Below are 20,234 nucleotides of genomic sequence, written 5' to 3'. Positions count from 1 at the left end.
CATGATCATCCTGGTTGTCGATGACGAAAGACCGGCCCGTTACGCACTTTGTAAGACACTGCGTGGTGATGGACGAACGATTCTCGAGGCCGACAACGGTGAACTCGCCGTATCGGTGATCACCTCTCAATCTCCCGATTTGGTTTTCCTCGATCTGACCATGCCGGGTAAGGACGGTTTAGCCGTGCTCGATGAACTCTCGAGCCACAGCGAAAACGAGATACCCGAAATCGTAATCGTGACCGGAAGTGATTCGATCGCAAACGCCGTGCAATGTGTTCGTCGCGGGGCAACTGACTTCGTTACCAAACCATACGACGTCGAACACATCCGTTCGATCGCCTCCCGAACCGAGCACCGTGTTCGTCTCCAAGAACAACTCGCTCGACTCCGAGACGATTGTGCAAACTCCCATTCGCGAGGCCCCATCATCGGCGCCAGTCGAGCGATGCGACACATCTTTGAACAAATCGACCGCGCCGCAAACGCTAATCTGCCGGTATTGATTCGGGGCGAGAGTGGCACCGGCAAGGAACTCGTCGCTCAACAGCTACACGAACGCAGCGATCGTAAAAACGGTCCGTTCCTCCCCGTAAACACCGCTGCGATTTCGGCAACGTTGATTGAGAGCGAATTGTTCGGACATGTCAAAGGCGCGTTCACCGGTGCCGAACGATCACGCGAAGGGGTGTTTCGTCGCGCCGATGGTGGAACCTTGTTTCTGGATGAAATTGGCGACATGCCCGCCGAAGTTCAAACGCGACTGCTGAGGGTGCTACAAGAAAGCGTCGTCCAACCGGTGGGCAGCGAAGAGTCGATCCCGGTTGACGTGCGCATCATCAGCGCCACTCACCAAGACCTCGAATCAGCCATCGAAAACAAATTGTTTCGCCTGGATCTCTTTTACAGACTCCAAGGCATCGAGATCGCTCTGCCACCGCTGCGACAACGTCACGAAGACATCCTTTTGTTGGCAACCGACTTCCTCTCCAACTCTTCTCGTGAGCTTGACCGTTCGGCCGTTGCGGCTTTGGTCGCACACCACTGGCCCGGAAACGTTCGTGAACTGAAGCAGCGAATCCAATCGGCCGCGGCAATGTCACCGAACCCCAAAATCACCGCGCGTGACCTCGGGCTTTGTCCCGAAACATCGAAACTGAACGAACAACTCTTCAACGACTACTTCGACCTGCCGCTAACCGAGGCGCGAGAACAACTCTCAAGTGATTTCGAGCGTGCCGCCATCATCCGGGCCCTCGAACACTCCGAAGGGAACGTCAGCGCCGCCGCACGCTCATTGGGCATCCACCGGCAAAGCCTTCAACAAAAGATGACGAAGCTCGGTCTCTAGAGCAAACCGGAAGGCAACACACACTAGTCACGAAAACGCGACTCAATGCTGTTACACGACAGACTCATTGGCGCATCGAACCGTCGGTGATCGCCGCACAAATCCGCTCAAACACGCACTCAGGCGTCGACATCGCATCCACCGTGCGGACCTGCCCCCGCGCGCCATAATACTCCAGCAGCGGGGCCGTCCGTTCCTCGTAGATGCGAAACCGTTCATGAATGAATTCGGCCGAATCGTCCGAGCGTTCACCGCTGCGAGAACGCTCCATCAAACGACGCACCAACTCGTTCGCATCCACGACCAAATGAACAACGTGATCCAGCGTCTGTGACTGACGTTCCAAGGATTCGTCAAACGCTTTGGCCTGCACAAGTGTTCGCGGGAAACCATCCAGAAGGAAGCCTCCTCGACAATCATCCTGAGCCAGACGTTCGGCGACCATCTCCAAGATAAACTCGTCTGGGGCAAAATGCCCTCGATCAATCCGCAAACGGATCGCTTCCCCAGACTCGTTATCAAGAGACCGCAGCATCTCTCCGGTGCTAATGTGCGGGATCCCGAGGTGGGCACTCAGCAGGCTACACTGCGTCCCCTTTCCAGCGCCAGGCGGCCCGATGAAAACGATCTTCACAACTCAGGACCGCCGGACGAAAGAGAATCTTCCTAGTGCGTGCGAATGACTTACCGCGAGTGCCACGGGGACACATAGCACTCAGTCATCAAGCTCGCCGCCGCTCGATGCAGGGCCGGAGATCATCAAACCTCCGACACAATCATGAACATCGCGGCGAAGCGTTAAACTACAGGAGCGGTACCACCACCAGCACCTTCCAGCAGTCCTCGATAGTTTCGCATCACGAGGTGGCTGTCAATCTTCTGCACCAAGTCAAACGCCACGCTCACTGCGATCAACAAACCCGTACCGCCGTAGAAACCGGCGATCGAGTAAGGCACGCCGAGCGAACCGTAAACAATGGTCGGAACAATCGCGATCAATCCGAGGAACGCAGCACCAACGTACGTGATCCGAACCATCACCTTCTCAAGGTAGTCCGTCGTTCGACGCCCCGGACGATAACCCGGGATGAAGGTTCCGCTTTCCTTCAGGTTGTCACTCATCTCTTTCGGGTTGAACGTGATAGCTGTCCAGAAGTAACAGAAGAAGAAAATCAGCCCGACATAAAGCAGGTTGAAGAAGTAGGACGTTTGATCGCCCATCGTCAAGCTGATCAAGTTCAATCCGCGGAACAAAGCACCCGACGAATCAAATTGGCCTGCCAGGAATCCGAAGAACACACCCGGGATCATCAACAAACTGCTGGCGAAAATGATCGGCATCACGCCTGCTTGGTTGATTCGCAAAGGCAAGTGTTGGCGGGTTCCGCCATACACACGACGTCCTCGCGTGAACTTCGCCGACTGCGTCGGAATTTTTCGCTGGCCCAACGTGATGAACACCACGCCAAACACAACGACCACAAACAAAATGACAAGGATAATCAGCGTTTCGATACCCACCTGCCCCTTTGCCAAACCGGTCAATTCGGGCTTCATTCCTAGCACCAACTCATAGAGAGCTTTTGGCATCTGGGCCAAGATACCTGCCATGATCAACAAACTGATCCCGTTACCGATGCCATACTCATCGATCTGCTCACCAAGCCACATCAGGAACACGGTACCCGTGGTCATGGTCAAAACGGCAACGATCTGCCAACCAAAATACAGTTGCTGGTCCGCGTTCATGAAGAACGGGTTGATATTGCTTTGTCCCCCGGCTCCCGTCATCAACATGAACTTGAGGTACATGTAGCTCTGCACGAGGCAGATCACAACGGTGAGATAGCGGGTGTATTCATTGAGTTTTTTACGGCCCGCTTCGCCTTCTTTCTTCAATTCCTCGAGCGGTTTGTAAACGCTTCCGAGGAGCTGGAAGATAATCGACGCCGAGATATACGGCATGATTCCCAGACCGAAGATGGTCGCCTGGCGAAGATCGCTCGCCGCGAACACGCTGACCTTCTCGAAGAAGTCTGCGGCACCACCGCCGGCAGCATCTTCCAGGTTGGTCGCAATCATCGGAAGCGGGATGTGAAACCCGATCCGATACACCGCGAGAAGTCCAATCGTCAGAAAGACTTTCTTGCGTAGTTCAGGAATCGAGAAAATGATCCGAAGCTTTTCAAACATCGATCTGTCCGTCGTCGATCGGTTAAAGGTGAGGCCAGTAGTGGCAAGACGGGAAGTCTAGCGATCCCGGAGCCTCACCACGAGAGTGATTTGTAAACAGTTATAATGAAACTACCATGGACTCGGCACCACCTCGACAGAATCGCCGTCGTGGAGTCTGGAGGCCAGAGGCGTGGCTCCGCGAGCGAAGCCAACGGCGAGACTCATTACATGGCCGGCAATGCCGACGTCTCCGACGCCGGTGCGTTGGGTTCCCCGGGGCAGTCCAATGACACTGCCAACGCCAAGGGCAACTCAGAGGCGACTAGGCCTTGGCGTTCTTCAGGTCCGCGACCCGTTCGTCTGGTGTCCGCTTGGGAGCGATCTTTTCGATCGTTCCGCCCGCAGCAGTGATCTTCTCTTCGGCCGACTTGCTGAAGCGGTGAGCCTGTACGGTCAGCTTTTTGGAGATTTCGCCATCTCCGAGGATCTTCACCTCGTCAAAGGTACCCTTGGCGAGATTTTTCGCTGACAACGATTCCAATGTTACGGTTTCGCCGTCGTTGAACGCTTCGTTCAAGCGGCTGACGTTGACCGCGAAGACGGTCACGGACCACTTGTTATTGAAACCGCGTTTTGGAATGCGACGGAACATCGGCATCGCACCACCCTGGAAGTTGGGTTTGCGGCTGTAGCCGCTGCGGCTCTTATGCCCCTTGTGTCCACGACCCGAGGTTTTGCCCGTGCCGCTACCAGGTCCACGACCAATACGCTTGCGATTGCGGTGCTTCGTAATTCCGCGATGAACGTCGTTGAGTTGCATAGTAAATGATCTACTTTTGAACGGACTTCACGGCCGAGACAGTCTCCGGGACGCGATCCTTCTGATGGTTGTCAAGATTGGACGATTAGGTCCAACGAAAGGTATTAGGCTTCGATGAGTTCGTCTGGGCTGAGTCCACGCAAAGCAGCAATCTGCTCACGGGTCCGCAGCTTGCTCATCGCGTCGAGCGTGGCCTTGACCAACGTGACGGGATTATTGGTTCCGTAGGACTTTGTCAAAATGTCGTGGATGCCACATGCTTCACAGACCGCACGAACGGCTTGTCCGGCGATGATACCGGTACCAGCACCCGCTGGGATCAACAGCACCTTGGCGGCACCGAACTGGCCCCACACTTGGTGAGGGATCGATCCGTCTACCAACGGCACGTGAATCATGCTGCGTGAAGCTTGCTTGGTCGCCTTCTGAACGCTCGGCGGAACTTCGTTCGCTTTTCCGTATCCCCAGCCGACTTGTCCGTTGCTGTTACCGACAACCACCATCGCTGCAAAGCTAAACCGACGACCGCCTTTGACCACGGCCGCACAACGCTTGATCTTGACGATGCGATCAACCAAGTCACTGGGCAAACTCGGTTCTTCGTTTTTATTCCGTCGGCTGTTGCTGCGTGAATTACTCATTTGTGCAATTTGTCTGCTGGAAGGGTTGCAGAGGGCATATTCGGGTGGGCCACTGCGATTGATGTGTACGTGGTATTGAACCTAGAACTGCAGTCCGGCTTCACGCGCGGCATCTGCAAATGCTTTGACTCGGCCGTGATATTTGTTGTGACCACGATCGAGCTGGGCCAGCTTGATACCGGCTTCCGTTGCACGCTCGGCGAGCAGCTTACCAACCAAGGCCGCTGCGTCACAGTTGCCACCTTGCTTGACTTGGTCACGGACGCTCTTGTCGCGGGTACTCACGCTGACGATCGTCCTGCCTTGCTCATCGTCAATCACTTGACAGGCAAAGTGCTTCAATGACCGCTGAATGCAAAGCCGCGGCTGCGTCGCATCGCCACGCAATTTATTGCGAACGTGACGACGACGTCGAAGACGCTTCGACTGAATTTTCTTGTTCTTATCCATGACAGTAAACCGTTCGGGGAAAGGTCCTCGATGGAACCGTTTTCCCAGGTGATGGTGAAATGATTATTTGCTAGCCGACTTACCAGGCTTGATCTTGACGTATTCGCCTTGGTAACGAACACCCTTGCCCTTGTAGGGCTCAGGTTTCCGCAGCGAACGGATCTCCGCTGCAAACTGACCGACCTTTTGCTTATCACAGCCTTGCACGACGACATGCGTTTGGTCAGGGCAGGTGACGGTCAAATCCGCCGGAATTTTACGATGCAGTTCGTTGGCGTAACCGACGCGGAGTTGCAGCGTGTCACCGCTGATCGCAGCCAAGTAACCGACGCCGACGATTTCGAGTTTCTTCTCATAACCTTGCGTGACACCGACGATCATGTTCGCCAGTATCGCACGGGTCAAACCGTGGAATTCGCGCGAAGGGCGGGTGTCGTCGGCACGGGCAACGTTAACTTCCTTGGCATCTGTATCGATGTTTACGGAAACCTCAGGACGGTGCGTGAACGACAATTTGCCCTTGGGGCCTTCGACGTCGAGCGTCCGATCGTTAACCGTGATCGTCACGCCGGCGGGGATCGCGACGGGCTTTTTACCGATGCGGCTCATGGCTGATTCGCTTGATGAAACAGGAGGGTGTTTGGAATCGACCTCACCGGTGCGAGGTCATGGAAGGGACAACTCAGGATCAGGAAACTTCGCAAAGCACTTCGCCGCCGATCTTATCGCGGCGAGCTTCCCGGTCGCTGACAACGCCCTTACTGGTACTAATGATTCGGATACCAAGTCCGCCGAGTACCGGACGCAGTTCTTTGCTGCGCGAGTACAAGCGTCGGCCCGGTTTACTGACTCGTTTGATCGTCTGAATAACGCGTTCGCCGTTGGGGCCGTATTTCAGCTCCAAACGCAGCGTCTTGACTGGTTCGGTGTCTTCTTCTTTCCAGTCCCAAATGAAGCCTTCTCGCTTCAGGACGTCGGCCAAACCACGTTTTACGCGGCTAGCAGGAATATCAACATAAGGCCGTTCAACACGTACCGCGTTACGGATTCGTGTGAGCATGTCGGCAATGGGGTCGGTCATCATAGCTGTGGGTTCCCTTTTTTTGTTTCCAAACTCACCAACTGGCCTTACGCACACCAGGGATCAACCCGGCGTTCGCATTCAAGCGAAAGCAAATACGGCACAAACCGAACTTGCGATAGACCGACCGCGGACGACCACAATAATTGCAACGGTTTTCTTTCCGTGAGGAAAACTTTGGCGTACGAGACGCCTTGGCGATTTTGGATTTGCTTGCCACGAAAGGACCTGCGGTGAACGGAGCGGGCGACAATGCCCAACTGGGAAACGTAACGGTGATGTGTATTAAACGATATAATTCACGTGAACGACGGCACTATGCCGCGTCCGACTTCTCTTTCGGCTGCTTAAACGGCATACCGAATTGCTCGAGCAACGCCCGGCCTTCGTCGTTGTTTGCGGCCGACGTGATGAAGCTGATGTTCATCCCTTGAGGCCGTACAAACTTGTCTGGGTTGAGTTCGGGGAACACCAATTGTTCGTTCAAACCCAAGGTGTAGTTACCGCGGCCATCGAAGGCCGTGCGGCTGATCCCACGAAAGTCACGAACGCGCGGAAGCGCGACCGAAATCACTCGATCGAGAAACTCATACATCCGCTGACGTCGCAGGGTGACCATGCAACCGATCGGCATGCCTTCACGCAAACGGAACGTTGCGATCGACTTGCGGGCGAGGGTCAAAACCGGCTTTTGTCCAGCGATTTGGGTCATCGACTCGAACGCCATGTCGAGGACTTTTTTGTCCGCGACCGCCGCACCGATACCCATGTTCAGAGTGATTTTCTCGAGCCGAGGAATCTGGTGAGGGTTCGTGTACCCGAACTGTTCCTTCAATGCTGCGCGGATCGATTCCTCGTAGCGGAGCTGCAATCGTGGTTTAGTGTTGGACATGGGAGGCAACAAGCCGATCTAAATGACTGTGGGAATTAAAATTTTGAAGTCGCTGCCGGATGATTCGGCAACCTAGAACTTTACTTCGAGGCCCGACTCGCCTTGGCGGGGGCAATCTGACCGAGACTCGCTCCACTTCTCTTTGCGTATCGTTCTTTGCTGCCGTCCGGCAGGTAACGCAGACCGATGCGGGACGGCTTGCCGTCGGACGGATCAACAATCAGGACATTGCTCGCACTGATCGGCATCTCTTTGTTGAGCCGACCACCTTGAGGGTTCTTTTGACTTTGGCGAACGTGCTTCCATACTTTGGCCGCACCTTCGACGATGACTTTATTTGCGTCGCGATCGATCTTGATAATCTTCCCGCGGTGACCTTTGTCAGCACCGGTAATCACGATCACTTCGTCGTCAATTCGGAAATTCATGTTAGTAGCTTTTAGCAATTAGCGTTGAGCGTGTGTTTTGTGTTCGTTGTCTTTTGATTGAGGCCGGAGCTAACAGCAATCTGCTCTACCGGAACCTCATGCTCATACGACTTCGTTAGCCAGACTGACGATCTTGGTAAACTTCTGATCGCGAAGCTCTCTTGCGACCGCACCAAAGATCCGGGTACCACGTGGGTTGCGGTCCTTGTCAACCAACACGACCGCGTTGGAATCGAATCGGATATAGCTGCCATCGGGGCGGCGGGTCGGTGTCTTGGTGCGAACGATCACCGCACGCACGACAGACTTCTTCTTGACTTCGCTACCGGGAATGACACTTTTGACACTGCAAACGATCACATCGCCGACCGTCGCAAACCGTCGACGAGTTCCGCCGAGCACCTTGATGCACATCACCTGACGGGCACCGGTGTTGTCCGCAACGTCGAGTCGAGATTCTTGTTGGATCATTTAATTTTCTTCAACGACAAAAATTTGTTACAGGCGTCCTGCCCCGGCTACTACATCTAGCCTGGGCAACACGGGATTAAGCCATACCACCTACGACGCGTTATCCGAGGAACCATCACCCGCGTGGGCGGCTTCAATCGTTTCACTTTCGGCGGCGTTCATCGCTTCTTTACGAGCAGCACGCAGTGCCACCACGTCGACGGCGGTGCTCTTCTCAAGAACACGAACCAATCGCCACCGCTTGAGCTTGCTGAGCGGCTCAGATTCGATGATCTCGACGCGATCACCCACGCCCGATTGGTTGTCTTCGTCATGGACGTGACAGACCGTACGGCGACGGAGGTATTTCTTGTACTTCGGATGCTTGACCACGCGATTGATTTCGACGCGTCGCGTCTTGTTCATCTTGTCGCTGGTGACGACTCCGGCTAACACGCGTTTAGGCATGACGTTTCGGACAATTCATTGGGAGGGTATTACAGGTGAGGCCGATCACGGCCTCAATGGGTTACTAGTTCGTTCCGACAGGTGCTACGCGGACTGCGTGGCACGCTCTCGTTGTGTTTGGATCGTTTTGATCCGAGCGATCAAGCGTCGGTTCTTGCGAATCTCGCTTGGCGTGTTGAGCCGCTCGGACTGCGATTGAAAACGCAGCCGAAACAAGGTCTCCGCCGCTTCTTTCGCAGTCGCATCGAGCTGCTCATCGCTCATTTCGTGAAGTTCAGTCAATGATGTCATCGGTTCAACAAACGAAAAAAGGGAATGAGTTTATGGGTTAGGTCGTGCCACCGGCTCGTCCGCCACCTAGGCTGAACGCCGGGAGACAAACCGAACCTTGACTGGCATCTTGCTGGCCAAACGAGCGAAACAAACTTTTGCTTGCTGTTCGGTCACACCGCTGAGTTCGTACAAAATGGTTCCCGGCTTGACGACCGCGGCCCAGAAGTCAGGCTCACCTTTCCCCTTACCCATCCGAGTTTCCAGCGGAGTGCTGGTCACTGACTTGTCTGGGAAGATTCGAATGTAGAGCTTGCCTTCGCCGCGAACGTATTGCTGGGCTGCGATCCGGCCGGCTTCGATCGTTGTAGCTTTGATCCATCCGGCGTCCAGGGACTGAATTCCGAAATCGCCAAAAACGACCGTATTGCCGCGAGTCGCGTTACCTTTTATACGACCTCTTTGGCTTTTTCGATGCTTGACCCGTTTGGGCATCAACGCCATCGTTGTCGTCTCCGTAAGTACCTTGGTTAATCCAAACCTGAATCCCGATGTGCCCCTGTGGCGTCATCGCTTCAGTGAAACCGTAATCAATCATTGCCTGCAGTGTGCTCAGCGGAATTGATCCGGCGCTTTGTTTCTCACGACGAGCCATTTCCGCTCCACCGAGCCGACCCGCCATCTGGATTTTGATGCCCTTGGCACCAGCGTCCATCGTCTGCTCCAGGGAGCGTTTCATCGTCCGGCGGAAACTTGATCGCTTCGCCAGTTGTTGAGCAATGTCTTCGGCGACGAGTTGAGCTTGCAACTCAGGACGGCCGACTTCTTCCACCTTCAGATTGATACGGCGACCGACCAGGTTCTGAAGTTCAGCTTGCAGGATCTCAATTTCTTGACCCTTCTTGCCGATGATCAAACCGGGGCGAGCGACGAACATCATCACGCGGACTTCGTCACGGGTGCGTTCGATCTCGATCCGATCGATACCCGCTGCTTTGTATTGTGTTTTCTGGGGGTGCTTCGTGATGAAATCACGAATCTTCTTGTCTTCGACCAGCAAAGCCGCGTAGTCCTGCTTGGACGCGTACCAACGACTGCTCCAACCGCGTGTGACGCCGGTTCGAAATGCGATCGGGTTGACTTTTTGACCCATGGTGAAAGTTCTGTGGGCTAAGGACTTAGGACTGAATAAATGTTGTGCGTTTGTCGTTAACGGAGCCGACCGCGGACCTTGGAGCTTTCTGCGTCCAAAACCCTTAGCCGCGATTCCGTTCTTATATTTCGTCGATGTGGGTCAATCCGACGCGGATGTGACTGGAGCGTTTCTTGACCATGAACGCCATGCCGCGGGCACGAGGACGGATTCGCTTGAACATCGGCCCACCATCGACACGAACGTCGGTAAGGACCAACTCTTCAATCTTGAAACCGCGACCATTGTTCTGATCGGGATCTTGAGCGTTTCCGACTGCGCTTTTGATGACCTTCTCGAGCATGCGAGCCCCACGTTGCGGCTGATACTTGAGAGTATCGAGCGCCTCGTCGGCATACATGCCACGGACCATATTGGCCACCAAACGCACTTTCTGTGCGCTGATGCGGGCGTTTTTGTGATATGCGTTGAATTGTGACATGTTTACCGATTCCTACCTTATCGCTTGCCTTTGCCACCGTGACCGCGGAAAGTCCGCGTCGGTGAGAACTCGCCGAGCTTGTGACCGACCATGTCTTCGGTAACCAACACCTTCACGTGCTGACGTCCGTTGTGAACCATGAAGGTCACATTGACGAACTCAGGCACGATCGTGCAGGCGCGGGACCAGGTCTTGATCGGCTCACTCGAACCGGCCTCGGCCGCCTTTTGGACCTTGAAAAATAACTTCGGGTCTACGAAAGGACCCTTTTTACTGCTTCGACTCATGATTGATTCTCAGACGCTTGCTGGTCGGCCTACTTGTGAAGTTTCAATTGACCATAACGACGACTCTTACGCCGGCGAACGATCGACGAGTTGCTCGGCTTACGCTTCTGACGCGTTGCTCCGCCCTTGGCACTCTTACCTTGCGGACTCACCGGATGGCGACCGCCCTTGGTACGACCTTCACCACCACCGTGCGGGTGATCGATCGGGTTCATCGCGGTACCACGGACGTGCGGACGACGTCCGAGCCAACGTGCCCGACCGGCCTTACCCAGGCGGACGTTCATGTGATCGTTGTTTCCGACCTGACCAACCGTTGCACGGCATGCACTCGGCACACGACGGACTTCACCGCTTGGCAACATCAACTGTGCCCAATCGGCTTCACGTGCCTGCAGAGTCGCCTGCGTCCCGGCCGAGCGGCACATCACTGCACCGCGACCAGCCCGCATTTCGATACAGCAAACCGAAGTACCCAACGGGATGTTCTTCAGCGGCAGACAGTTGCCGATGTTCGGCGACGCGTCCGGGCCGTTCTCCAAGCGATCACCGGCCTTCAGGCCTTGCGGTGCGATCACATAGACTTTTTCGCCATCAGCGTACTTAACCAATGCGATTCGAGCCGAACGATTGGGGTCATACTGAACCGACTCAACCACTCCAACCACTCCGTCTTTCAGACGGCGGAAGTCGATGACGCGGTACATTTGCTTGTGACCGCCGCCACGGTGCCGCGACGTGATCTTACCTTGGTTATTTCGACCGCCCGTCTTCTTCTTCGGACGCAACAAGGAACGCTCAGGCTTGTAGCCTTTCGTCAAGTCCTTGAAGTCGCTAACCGACGCGTTGCGTCGACCGGCGCTGGTCGGCTTGTAGATTCGAATGCCCATGAGACAGTACTGAGATCGGAGTTTTAAGTTTTAAGTGGTACTCTGTGTCAAATTTCTCGACCCCGTGCCGCGACTGTTCTCACAGCCACCAGCCAGGACCATTGCATCGGCTAGAAGAAGTCGATGCGGTGATCTTCGTGCAACTGCACGATCGCCTTCTTCCAGTCGGCGGTGCGACCCATCTTGTTTCGGAAACGACGAAACTTGCCCTTACGCGTCTGCGTTCGCACGGCGGTGACCTTGACGTCAAACAACGACTCGACGGCTGCTCGCACGTCAAGCTTGGTCGCATCGCGATGAATCTGGAACGCGTATTGATTGTTACGCGAAGCGCGGTGAACACCCTTCTCAGTAACGAGCGGGCGAAGCAGAACCTGGTGAGGCTCGAGCTTAATAGTCCGTTCGGCTGGCTGTGGAGGTTTGATAGCTGACATAATTAATTCCGACTAGAGATCTGAGGCATAGAGCTTTAACTCACTCAAACCCGACTAGGCGACGGCCTCCTCTTTACTGGCATCGGCTGACGAAGCACTTGCGAAGGTGCCATCCTTAATCTTGTCCAAAGCCGCCGTCGTGAACAACACCTTCTTAGGCGTCAAAACCGACAACGCATTGAGCTGACGAACAGGCTCGACACACACACCGGAGATATTACGGCCACTCTTGTAAACAGCCGAATCATCTTCCGAGGTTGCGATCAAGGTCGTCACGCCTTCGAGGCCGAGACTGCGAAGAACGCTGGCCATCTGGCTCGTCTTGGGCGACTCGATACCAAAGCCATCGATCAACACCACTTCGCCGTCATCGATTCGCGAACGGATCGCCATGCGGGTCGCCAGCTTGATCGCCTTCTTCGGGTGACGGTAGCTATAGTCACGCGGCTTAACGGTTCGTGCAACACCACCACCACGACGAACGTTCGTTCGCTTACCACCAGCACGAGCGTTACCCGTACCTTTCTGGCGATACATCTTTTTCTTGTGACCGCTCACCTGGCCGCGAGTACGCGTGTTGTGCGAACCCTGACGCTTGTTGGCCTGGTACATCACGACAACATCGTGAAGCAATTGCTTACTGACGCGATCCGCAATCTCAGCAGTATCGATCTCGTAAGTGCCGACCTCTTGGCCGGACGCATTCAGAACTGGAATAGTTGCCATTATCTCCGCCCTCAGACTTTGTTGGTTTGACGGATAGAAACGAACCCGCCATTAGGGCCGGGAACAGCTCCACGCAGGAGCAGCAGATTATTTTCGACGTCGACGCTAACCACTTGCAGGTTACGGGTCGTCACGCGGGAGTTGCCATACTGACCCGCCATTCGCTTACCTTTGAATGTGCGACTCGGGTAGGCACTCATACCAGTACCACCGGCGTGACGGTGACATTTCTTAACACCGTGCGTGGCACGCTGGCCGGCGAAGTTATGTCGCTTCATGACACCAGAGAAACCGCGACCCTTGCTCGTGCCCGTGACATCGACCTTGGCGACATCAGCAAACTGCTCAACGGTCAACGCGTCGCCAACACTCACGCTGGCGGGTCCGCGAAACTCGCGAACAAATCGCTGGGGCTCACAATCAGCCTTGGCGGATAACTCAACGCCTGCTGCAGCCCGAGCCTTGGACCGCTTGCTTTCGATCGCGGCCACTTGACCACGCTCACTTCGCGACGCCAAACGGCGAGGCTTGTCCTCGAATCCTAACTGAACCGCTTCATAGCCGTCTCGCTCGACGCTGCGAACCTGCAAAACATGACAGGGACCGGCCTGCACGACAGTGACCGGGACAGCAGTGCCGTCCTCGAGGAAGACCTGCGTCATCCCCACTTTTCGGCCTAAAATAGATGGTAACATAACAATTCCTGCCCGCCGTTTAAGCGGCGAGCTACCTGCGATTTCGTTAGGAGTTCCGGGACTGCTCGACGATTCGCTTGAGCCAGCTCATTTAGCAAGAGCAACCCAAGAGGTATCGCCGCAGCTTCCGACCATACGGAAAACCGTGACTGCAAAAAGTAACGAACGAACCCGCCGCCAACGATTAGCGACAAGCCTGACTCAAACGAACTCTCACCACTGAACAGCAGCGGAAGAGGACCGGCTAAACAACACCCACTCGGTTAAGAGCAGGCAAACTGGCAACAAGACGGCTCGGACACCCGGGAGAGACAAAGCTCAACCGAACGCGGCGTCGTTGTCACGAGGACCAGATCAGCGGGCGGACGCCTTAATCTTGATGTCGACCCCAGCCGGCAGACTGAGTTTATTCAACGCTTCAATGGTCTTGGCCGAAGCCTGGACGATATCAACCAAACGCTTGTGCGTCCGGATCTCAAATTGCTGCCGTGCTTTCTTGTTCACAAACGGACTCGACAAAACCGTGTACCGCTCAATGCGGGTCGGCAATGGAATCGGACCATGAACAATACTCGCGGTCGCCTTGACAGTGTCAACGATATCGCGGGCACTCTGATCCAGAACAGCATGGTCGTATGCTTCCATACGAATGCGGATTACTTCGCTGGCACCAGTTGACACGATCGAAACCTAACTTCAATGACGACGGACAGGGATCCCACATCGCAAACCATTTGGTGTGGGGAGGCGAGAATGTAGGGGCGAGTCGCGAAAGCGTCAACGGCTTTTGAACATTTGATGAAAAAATATTGCTGAAAACAGCGGTTCAAGGCAGCAAAAAGACTTGCAACTTGCGACAACCGTGCGCCCCGAGCACGAGTGATTGCTCGATATCGGCGGTTTTGCTGGGACCAGACACGAAAACACCGAACCCCGGACTAGGCGCCCCAATCCGCGCATACGCCTCATGCATGTTGTCGACGATCTCGCTCCTGGAAACCACGAGGGCGAGGTACTGGGCGATAAAAATCATCACCCGGTGCGGCAACGTGCGACCGTCGACCCAAATCGCCCCATTCTCAGCCACCCCAAACTCGCCCTTGACGATCGTCCAATCGAGAGTTGATAGCAAATGAGGATCACTCACCTGCGATAAATCAACCGTCGGCTCGACCGCCTCAGGGAATGTCGACGCGATCCGATCGGCGGCGGAGAACACTTCAATGCCCTCCAATATCTCGCGAATTTGAGCGGGCGAGTCGACGAAGTGACTCTCACCACCTACGAACTTGAGCGTTTCACAAAACTGCGAGACGCGATCGGGGTATCGGATCAATCGGTCGGGGTCGAGCTCGGGCAACCCCGGCGATTCGACCACGCGGCCTCGCAGACGGTCGAGAATGACCTGCTTGCTGCCGCTCGGTTCTTTGTCGTTCGCTTCTGCGATCATTCAGACTGCTCCGCTTGGGTGTTCTTTCGGTTTTGCGCATACCATGCCCGGAAACTCTGCTTGGGAGGATCAGGCAGGTCGCGGTCGATGGCCCACTCGTTGAGCCGGTTGTGCGTCAGAGACTTCGGCAGGTACCGCAATGCCATCCGGGCCGAATAGCCAGCAGCGGCAAACACGCGAGGATGTCTAAACAGCCAAGACGCCGCCTTCATCCCCACCCGCTTATTCCACGCCAACAACCGCTGACCAACGAGCACTTTTCGCCAGGCGAGCAATTGGTGGTGCAACGGGATTTTCACCGGGCAGACATCGGTACATGATCCGCACAAGCTACACGCATACGGCAGGCTCTTGTGCGCCTTCATGTCTTTGCTCGGACCCAAAACACTGCCGATCGGCCCCGGTACCGTCGCCCGATAGCTGTGCCCACCGCTGCGCCGATACACCGGGCACGTGTTCATGCAGGCACCGCAGCGGATGCAATTGAGCGAGTCACGGAACGTGTCGCTGTCACGGATTCGCGTCCGGCCGTTATCAACCAACACGATATGCAATTCGCTGTCGGCGTCACGCGGCCCGTGAAAGTGCGACGTGTAACTGGTGATCGGCTGGCCAGTCGCACTGCGGGCGAGCAACCGCGTGAAGACGGCGAGGTTCTCGAACCGGGGCAGTAATTTCTCGATCCCCATGCACGCGATATGGATTCGTGGCAGCGAAACCCCCAAATCGGCATTGCCTTCGTTGGTGCAGACAACGATCCCCCCCGTTTCGGCAATCGCGAAGTTCACGCCGGTGATCCCGACCTCTCCGTCGAGGAATTTACCCCGGAGGTGACCGCGTGCCGCCTCGGTGAGCACCTGCGGGTCAGCCTCTCCTTTGCGAGTCCCGAGGTGCTGGTGAAACGTTTCACCGACTTCTTCCTTCTTGATATGAATCGCGGGCAACACGATATGGCTAGGCGTTTCGCCACGCAATTGCACGATCCGCTCGCCCAGATCGGTGTCGACCACGTCGATCCCGTTTTCGATCAGGTATTCGTTGAGGCCACACTCCTCGGTCAGCATGGACTTGCTTTTGATGATCCGGTGAGTCTCGTTTCTACGCAGCAACCCGAGCACGATTTCATTGTGCTCGGCGGCATCGGCGGCCCAGTGAACGACGGCCCCCATCCGGGTTGCATTGGCCTCGAACTCCTGCAGATAGTCCGCCAAATTGGCGATCGTGTGCCGCTTGATCGCCGACGCGGTCTCTCGCAAATACTCCCACTCGGGCAGCGACTGGGCTTGGCGGTCTCGTTTGCTACGAACAAACCACAGGGAATCGTCATGCCAATGCGACCGCGGCACGTTGTTGACGAAATCCTTGGCCGCCTGAGGGTGATCGACGATCGGCAGTGCGATGGACATGAAGCTTTATCGCTGGTTGATTAAAAACAGGATGAATTGAAGGAGTAAGTCTGGCTGCACGCATCGAGAGCGTGCACCCGGATTGATTTCGAATAGCCACTGACCGGACGAACTGCGTTCGAACGCCTCGTCCGTGCCCCGAGCTAACGGGCTGAGACCGCTGGTGAACTCGGCAGCGGTCGACCGGCGAGCACTTCGGCGATGTGCATGACTCGCATCGGCATTTCGCGGCGACTGATTAGCCCCTGCATGTGCATTAAGCAACTCATGTCACCGCCGATCATCACCTCGCTGCCCGATTCGACATGGTCTTGGACGCGGTCCACCCCCATCGCAACGCTGGTCTCTCGTTCAGTAACCGCAAAGGTTCCGCCGAAACCACAGCATTCGTCTTGCCGACGGATGGATTCTATTTCGACTCCCTCGAGCGACTCCAACAGGATCCGTAATTTATTCTCACGCGGGACCATCTGTTCACTGCTCGGGCCGAGGCGCAATTCCCGCAATCCGTGGCAGCTCGAATGAATACTCACCCGATGTGGGAAACTCCCCTCAATCTTTCGAATGCCCAATCGATCGACGAGAAATTCGCACAATTCGAAGGTGGAATCCCGCAGCTGATTAAACCGCTCGTCATCAGCGGCGAAGTATTCCTGGTAGTGATTGCGAATCATCGATGTGCAACTGCCCGAGGGGCATACCACGGCGTCGAAGCCGGAGAACATCTCGACAAATTTCCGAGCCACTGGAGCCGCATCGGCGTTGCAACCGGTGTTCGCCATCGGCTGGCCACAACACGTCTGGAACTCGGGAAACGAGACCGAAACCCCCTGGGATTCGAGCAATTCAAGGGTTGAGATCGCGACGTCAGGAAAGAATTGGTCGATGTAGCAGGGTACAAACAGAGCGACGTTCATTGGGCAATTAGCGTTGGCTAGACTAGTTAGTGGCGGTACATAAGACGTTCGCGGCCGATTCCGGGGGCGAGATGTCATTTGCCCATAATACGTGATGGACTGTGTCGACGGCTCGAGAAACCATTCAAAGTGTATACATTTCACATCCGATCATGAACAGATATTGACGTTGTTGCAACCGACGCCTCACGCGTAGACTCCGCCAAAGCCCGAAAATGTGGGCCTTTGCCGAGCTGACTATCGTCGTATCAAGGGACACGGATGTACCGCCTGCTACTTTGTTTTCGCTATTTGCGCACCCGATATATCGCGTTGGCGTCGATTATCAGCGTAACCCTTGGCGTCGCGACGTTGATCGTGGTCAACAGCGTGATGGCCGGTTTTTCCGCCGAAATGCATGAACGCCTGCACGGTCTCGCCTCTGATATTCTCATCGAATGTCACGCCAGCGGCGGGATGCCCGATCCGGACGCCCATTTGGCCGAAATCCGACGCGTCGTCGGTGACGACATCGAGGGGGCCTCCGTCAGCGTTCACGTCCCCAGCATGCTGGGCATCGATTTCAATGGTCAACTGATCACACGCCATGTTAACCTCGTCGGCATCGACGCGGCGACCTATGACACCGTCAGCCATTTCGGACGGTATTTAATTCACCCGGAGAACCAGAAACAGGTCGACTTCAACCTGAGAGAGTCTGGTTTCGCCGAAAACCGCGAAAACTTCCCCGCTTCGGGCTGGCACTATCGCAAGGCACGAGTCGCTTACGAACGCGCACTTTCCGAAGAAAGGGCCCGCGTCGAAGCGATGAACCGCGAAGTCGAGAAACTCAGCAGCGGACGACCGACAGCAACCTCCGCGACTTCGCAAGACGGTTTGATCGAAGACAACGCGGCGGAAGACCTCGCATCGGCAGGCCCATTACTCGGTCCGCTCCTGCCACCGGAAATGAACGGCGGCGAGACCGGTGGAGTGGCCGCAATCTTCGACCCGGCCACCGAACAATATCCCGGTATCATCCTGGGGATCTCGACATGCAGCAACAAATTGCGTGACGATGCGGGCAACGTCCGCGACCACTACTACTGCCGTCCCGGCGACGACGTCCGGATGATGTTCCCGAGTGCCTCGGAAAACCCCAAAGTCCTCAATCAAAAATTCACCGTTGTCGATCTCTACGAATCGGGAATGAGCGAGTACGACAGCACGTTTGCGTTCGTTCGGCTCGACCAACTGCAAGAGTTCCGCGGGATGATCGATCCGATCTCGGGCGTCAAAAGCGTCACCACGATCCAGCTCAAACTGGTCGAGGGAGCCGACCTCAACGCGGTGCGTGACGCCCTGCGAAAAAGATTCCCTCCGGACACGTTCGCCTACAGCATTCAAACTTGGCGTGACATGCAGGGTCCCCTGCTCGCGGCGGTGCGTTTGGAAACGACGATCCTCAACATTCTGTTGTTCCTGATCATCGCGGTTGCCGGCTTCGGGATTTTGGCGACGTTCTTCATGATCGTCGTGGAAAAGACTCGTGACATCGGCACCCTCAAAGCCCTTGGCGCGAGCGGCAGCGGGGTGATGAGCATCTTCCTCAGCTACGGATTGTTGCTCGGCATCGTCGGCAGCGGCGTGGGTCTGCTCGGCGGTATCCTCTTCGTCGACAACATCAACGAAATCGCCGGCGTGATCGAACGCATCACGGGCCAAGAAGTCTTTGACCCGACCGTTTATTACTTCACCGAAATCCCCACCATCCTGAACCCGTTCACACTCGCGTGGGTGATGGCGGGAGCGGTTGCGATCGCGACTGCCGCCTCGGTGCTGCCCGCCATGCGTGCGGCCCGCATGCACCCCGTCACCGCCCTCCGATTCGAGTAGTCCCCATGAGCAGCACCCTCACGAATCCGATCCTGCAAGCCCGCGGGATTCGCAAGAGCTATTACAAAAACCACATCGAATTGCCCGTTCTGCGTGGCGTGGATGTGGCCTTCGCGCGTGGCGAAATGTCAGCATTGGTGGGACGCAGCGGTAGCGGCAAGAGCACCTTGATGCACTTGCTCGCGACGCTTGATCAACCCGATGAAGGCGAGGTTTGGTTTGACGGACAACGCGTCGACAACTTGCCCCGACGCGGACGCGATCAGTATCGCAACCGCGAGATCGGCATCATCTTTCAGTTCTATCACTTGCTGCCGGAACTTTCGGCACTCGAGAACGTGCTCGCGCCGGCCATGATCTCACGCAGCGTGCTGGGGTATTTCCGTCAACGCAAATCGCTCACCGCACGCGCCGAAGCGATGCTCGATCGGGTCGGATTGCTGGACCGCAAAACACACAAACCGTCCGAAATGTCCGGCGGCGAAATGCAACGCGTCGCGATCGCTCGGTCGTTGATGAGCGAACCGAAACTGCTGCTTGCCGATGAACCGACCGGCAACCTCGACACCGAAACGGGCGAATCGATCCTGCAGCTGCTTCGCCAACTCAACACCGAAGACGGTCTGACCGTCGTGATGATCACTCATGATGACACGATCGCCGAACGAGCCGATCGTTGTTACCGCATGCAGGACGGATTGCTGGTGGACCGGTTTACAAACGAACCGTCACAAGACGCGGCAACGTCGCCATCGGCTCGCACGAGCGACCAGTCGCCTGCACCATCCCGGGCTGTCAGCGCAGCCTAGCGATTCCCCTTTGCCGTCACGGACGAGCCTGATTCTGCCGTCGCCGGCTCTGCCATAGACGCCCTGTCATCGCCACCGGGCAGCC

The 20,234-nt window shown here is 55.9% G+C and carries 28 protein-coding genes; 3 read left to right on the top strand and 25 right to left on the bottom strand.

Features of this window, described 5'->3' with window-relative positions; genetic code table 11:
• The first annotated feature begins 1 nt into the window (after position 1).
• Positions 2–1,351 carry a sigma-54-dependent transcriptional regulator gene (locus NB063_RS11040; RefSeq protein WP_250928784.1) on the top strand — a complete coding sequence of 450 codons (1,350 nt, stop codon included), beginning with the start codon at positions 2–4 and terminating at the stop codon, positions 1,349–1,351.
• A 64-nt stretch (positions 1,352–1,415) separates the two neighbouring features.
• On the opposite strand, the gene NB063_RS11035 is transcribed toward NB063_RS11040, so the two are convergent.
• From NB063_RS11035 to NB063_RS10915, 25 genes are all read right to left on the bottom strand, one after another.
• Positions 1,416–1,985 (bottom strand): adenylate kinase, encoded by a 570-nt coding sequence (locus tag NB063_RS11035; RefSeq protein WP_250928783.1) that lies wholly within the window; start codon positions 1,983–1,985, stop codon positions 1,416–1,418.
• A 164-nt stretch (positions 1,986–2,149) separates the two neighbouring features.
• A complete protein-coding gene (secY, locus tag NB063_RS11030; protein ID WP_250928782.1) occupies positions 2,150–3,544 on the bottom strand; it encodes a preprotein translocase subunit SecY in 1,395 nt (464 codons plus the stop codon).
• 304 nt (positions 3,545–3,848) lie between these two features.
• Positions 3,849–4,346: a 50S ribosomal protein L15 gene (gene rplO / locus NB063_RS11025; protein WP_250928781.1), complete on the bottom strand. Its 498-nt coding sequence runs from the start codon at positions 4,344–4,346 to the stop codon at positions 3,849–3,851.
• A 104-nt stretch (positions 4,347–4,450) separates the two neighbouring features.
• Positions 4,451–4,987: a 30S ribosomal protein S5 gene (rpsE, locus tag NB063_RS11020; RefSeq protein ID WP_250928780.1), complete on the bottom strand. Its 537-nt coding sequence runs from the start codon at positions 4,985–4,987 to the stop codon at positions 4,451–4,453.
• An 81-nt stretch (positions 4,988–5,068) separates the two neighbouring features.
• Complete coding sequence (gene rplR / locus NB063_RS11015) at positions 5,069–5,437, bottom strand: 50S ribosomal protein L18 (RefSeq protein ID WP_250928779.1); 369 nt, start codon at positions 5,435–5,437, stop codon at positions 5,069–5,071.
• Between the two features lie 63 nt (positions 5,438–5,500).
• Entirely contained in the window at positions 5,501–6,046 is a 546-nt protein-coding gene (gene rplF, locus NB063_RS11010) for a 50S ribosomal protein L6 (RefSeq protein ID WP_250928778.1), read from the bottom strand.
• 79 nt (positions 6,047–6,125) lie between these two features.
• The gene (gene rpsH / locus NB063_RS11005; protein ID WP_009104912.1) at positions 6,126–6,521 is read right to left on the bottom strand and encodes a 30S ribosomal protein S8; all 396 of its coding nucleotides are present in this window, start codon (positions 6,519–6,521) and stop codon (positions 6,126–6,128) included.
• A gap of 31 nt (positions 6,522–6,552) precedes the next feature.
• On the bottom strand, positions 6,553–6,738 hold the full coding sequence (locus NB063_RS11000; protein WP_008674324.1) for a type Z 30S ribosomal protein S14: 186 nt from the start codon (positions 6,736–6,738) through the stop codon (positions 6,553–6,555).
• Positions 6,739–6,834: 96 nt separating this feature from the next.
• Entirely contained in the window at positions 6,835–7,410 is a 576-nt protein-coding gene (gene rplE, locus NB063_RS10995) for a 50S ribosomal protein L5 (protein WP_250928777.1), read from the bottom strand.
• Positions 7,411–7,490: 80 nt separating this feature from the next.
• The gene (rplX, locus tag NB063_RS10990) at positions 7,491–7,838 is read right to left on the bottom strand and encodes a 50S ribosomal protein L24 (protein WP_250928776.1); all 348 of its coding nucleotides are present in this window, start codon (positions 7,836–7,838) and stop codon (positions 7,491–7,493) included.
• 102 nt (positions 7,839–7,940) lie between these two features.
• Positions 7,941–8,309 (bottom strand): 50S ribosomal protein L14, encoded by a 369-nt coding sequence (gene rplN, locus NB063_RS10985; protein WP_250928775.1) that lies wholly within the window; start codon positions 8,307–8,309, stop codon positions 7,941–7,943.
• A gap of 90 nt (positions 8,310–8,399) precedes the next feature.
• Complete coding sequence (gene rpsQ / locus NB063_RS10980) at positions 8,400–8,756, bottom strand: 30S ribosomal protein S17 (protein WP_456061991.1); 357 nt, start codon at positions 8,754–8,756, stop codon at positions 8,400–8,402.
• A gap of 84 nt (positions 8,757–8,840) precedes the next feature.
• Positions 8,841–9,047 carry a 50S ribosomal protein L29 gene (gene rpmC, locus NB063_RS10975; RefSeq protein WP_250928774.1) on the bottom strand — a complete coding sequence of 69 codons (207 nt, stop codon included), beginning with the start codon at positions 9,045–9,047 and terminating at the stop codon, positions 8,841–8,843.
• Between the two features lie 66 nt (positions 9,048–9,113).
• On the bottom strand, positions 9,114–9,521 hold the full coding sequence (gene rplP, locus NB063_RS10970; protein WP_250928773.1) for a 50S ribosomal protein L16: 408 nt from the start codon (positions 9,519–9,521) through the stop codon (positions 9,114–9,116).
• Positions 9,469–10,179, bottom strand: a complete 711-nt coding sequence (rpsC, locus tag NB063_RS10965) for a 30S ribosomal protein S3 (RefSeq protein WP_250928772.1) — start codon at positions 10,177–10,179, stop codon at positions 9,469–9,471. The genes rplP and rpsC overlap by 53 nt, the downstream gene beginning before the upstream one ends.
• A 121-nt stretch (positions 10,180–10,300) precedes the next feature.
• A complete protein-coding gene (gene rplV, locus NB063_RS10960) occupies positions 10,301–10,660 on the bottom strand; it encodes a 50S ribosomal protein L22 (protein ID WP_250928771.1) in 360 nt (119 codons plus the stop codon).
• A gap of 17 nt (positions 10,661–10,677) precedes the next feature.
• Positions 10,678–10,947 carry a 30S ribosomal protein S19 gene (gene rpsS, locus NB063_RS10955; protein WP_044257302.1) on the bottom strand — a complete coding sequence of 90 codons (270 nt, stop codon included), beginning with the start codon at positions 10,945–10,947 and terminating at the stop codon, positions 10,678–10,680.
• Positions 10,948–10,976: 29 nt separating this feature from the next.
• Positions 10,977–11,837 (bottom strand): 50S ribosomal protein L2, encoded by an 861-nt coding sequence (gene rplB, locus NB063_RS10950; RefSeq protein ID WP_250928770.1) that lies wholly within the window; start codon positions 11,835–11,837, stop codon positions 10,977–10,979.
• 110 nt (positions 11,838–11,947) lie between these two features.
• Complete coding sequence (gene rplW, locus NB063_RS10945; RefSeq protein WP_250928769.1) at positions 11,948–12,271, bottom strand: 50S ribosomal protein L23; 324 nt, start codon at positions 12,269–12,271, stop codon at positions 11,948–11,950.
• A gap of 54 nt (positions 12,272–12,325) precedes the next feature.
• Positions 12,326–12,997: a 50S ribosomal protein L4 gene (rplD, locus tag NB063_RS10940; protein ID WP_250928768.1), complete on the bottom strand. Its 672-nt coding sequence runs from the start codon at positions 12,995–12,997 to the stop codon at positions 12,326–12,328.
• Between the two features lie 11 nt (positions 12,998–13,008).
• Positions 13,009–13,659: a 50S ribosomal protein L3 gene (gene rplC, locus NB063_RS10935; protein WP_250928896.1), complete on the bottom strand. Its 651-nt coding sequence runs from the start codon at positions 13,657–13,659 to the stop codon at positions 13,009–13,011.
• Between the two features lie 387 nt (positions 13,660–14,046).
• A complete protein-coding gene (gene rpsJ, locus NB063_RS10930; RefSeq protein WP_083905006.1) occupies positions 14,047–14,373 on the bottom strand; it encodes a 30S ribosomal protein S10 in 327 nt (108 codons plus the stop codon).
• Between the two features lie 145 nt (positions 14,374–14,518).
• Positions 14,519–15,142, bottom strand: a complete 624-nt coding sequence (locus NB063_RS10925) for a LutC/YkgG family protein (RefSeq protein ID WP_250928767.1) — start codon at positions 15,140–15,142, stop codon at positions 14,519–14,521.
• Positions 15,139–16,548, bottom strand: coding sequence for a lactate utilization protein B (locus NB063_RS10920; RefSeq protein WP_250928766.1), 1,410 nt, complete (start codon positions 16,546–16,548; stop codon positions 15,139–15,141). The genes NB063_RS10925 and NB063_RS10920 overlap by 4 nt, the downstream gene beginning before the upstream one ends.
• 143 nt (positions 16,549–16,691) lie before the next feature.
• On the bottom strand, positions 16,692–17,465 hold the full coding sequence (locus NB063_RS10915; RefSeq protein WP_250928765.1) for a (Fe-S)-binding protein: 774 nt from the start codon (positions 17,463–17,465) through the stop codon (positions 16,692–16,694).
• A gap of 261 nt (positions 17,466–17,726) precedes the next feature.
• Between NB063_RS10915 and NB063_RS10910 the strand changes: the two genes are divergently transcribed.
• Together NB063_RS10910 and NB063_RS10905 are read left to right on the top strand one after the other, a co-directional pair.
• The gene (locus tag NB063_RS10910; protein WP_250928764.1) at positions 17,727–19,340 is read left to right on the top strand and encodes an ABC transporter permease; all 1,614 of its coding nucleotides are present in this window, start codon (positions 17,727–17,729) and stop codon (positions 19,338–19,340) included.
• A 5-nt stretch (positions 19,341–19,345) separates the two neighbouring features.
• Positions 19,346–20,149: an ABC transporter ATP-binding protein gene (locus NB063_RS10905; protein ID WP_250928763.1), complete on the top strand. Its 804-nt coding sequence runs from the start codon at positions 19,346–19,348 to the stop codon at positions 20,147–20,149.
• The last annotated feature ends 85 nt before the right edge of the window (positions 20,150–20,234 follow it).

Origin of the sequence: Aporhodopirellula aestuarii (genome assembly GCF_023701485.1) — a bacterium.
GTDB classification, from domain to species: domain Bacteria; phylum Planctomycetota; class Planctomycetia; order Pirellulales; family Pirellulaceae; genus Rhodopirellula; species Rhodopirellula aestuarii.
This window is presented reverse-complemented; position numbering and strand designations above follow the sequence as displayed.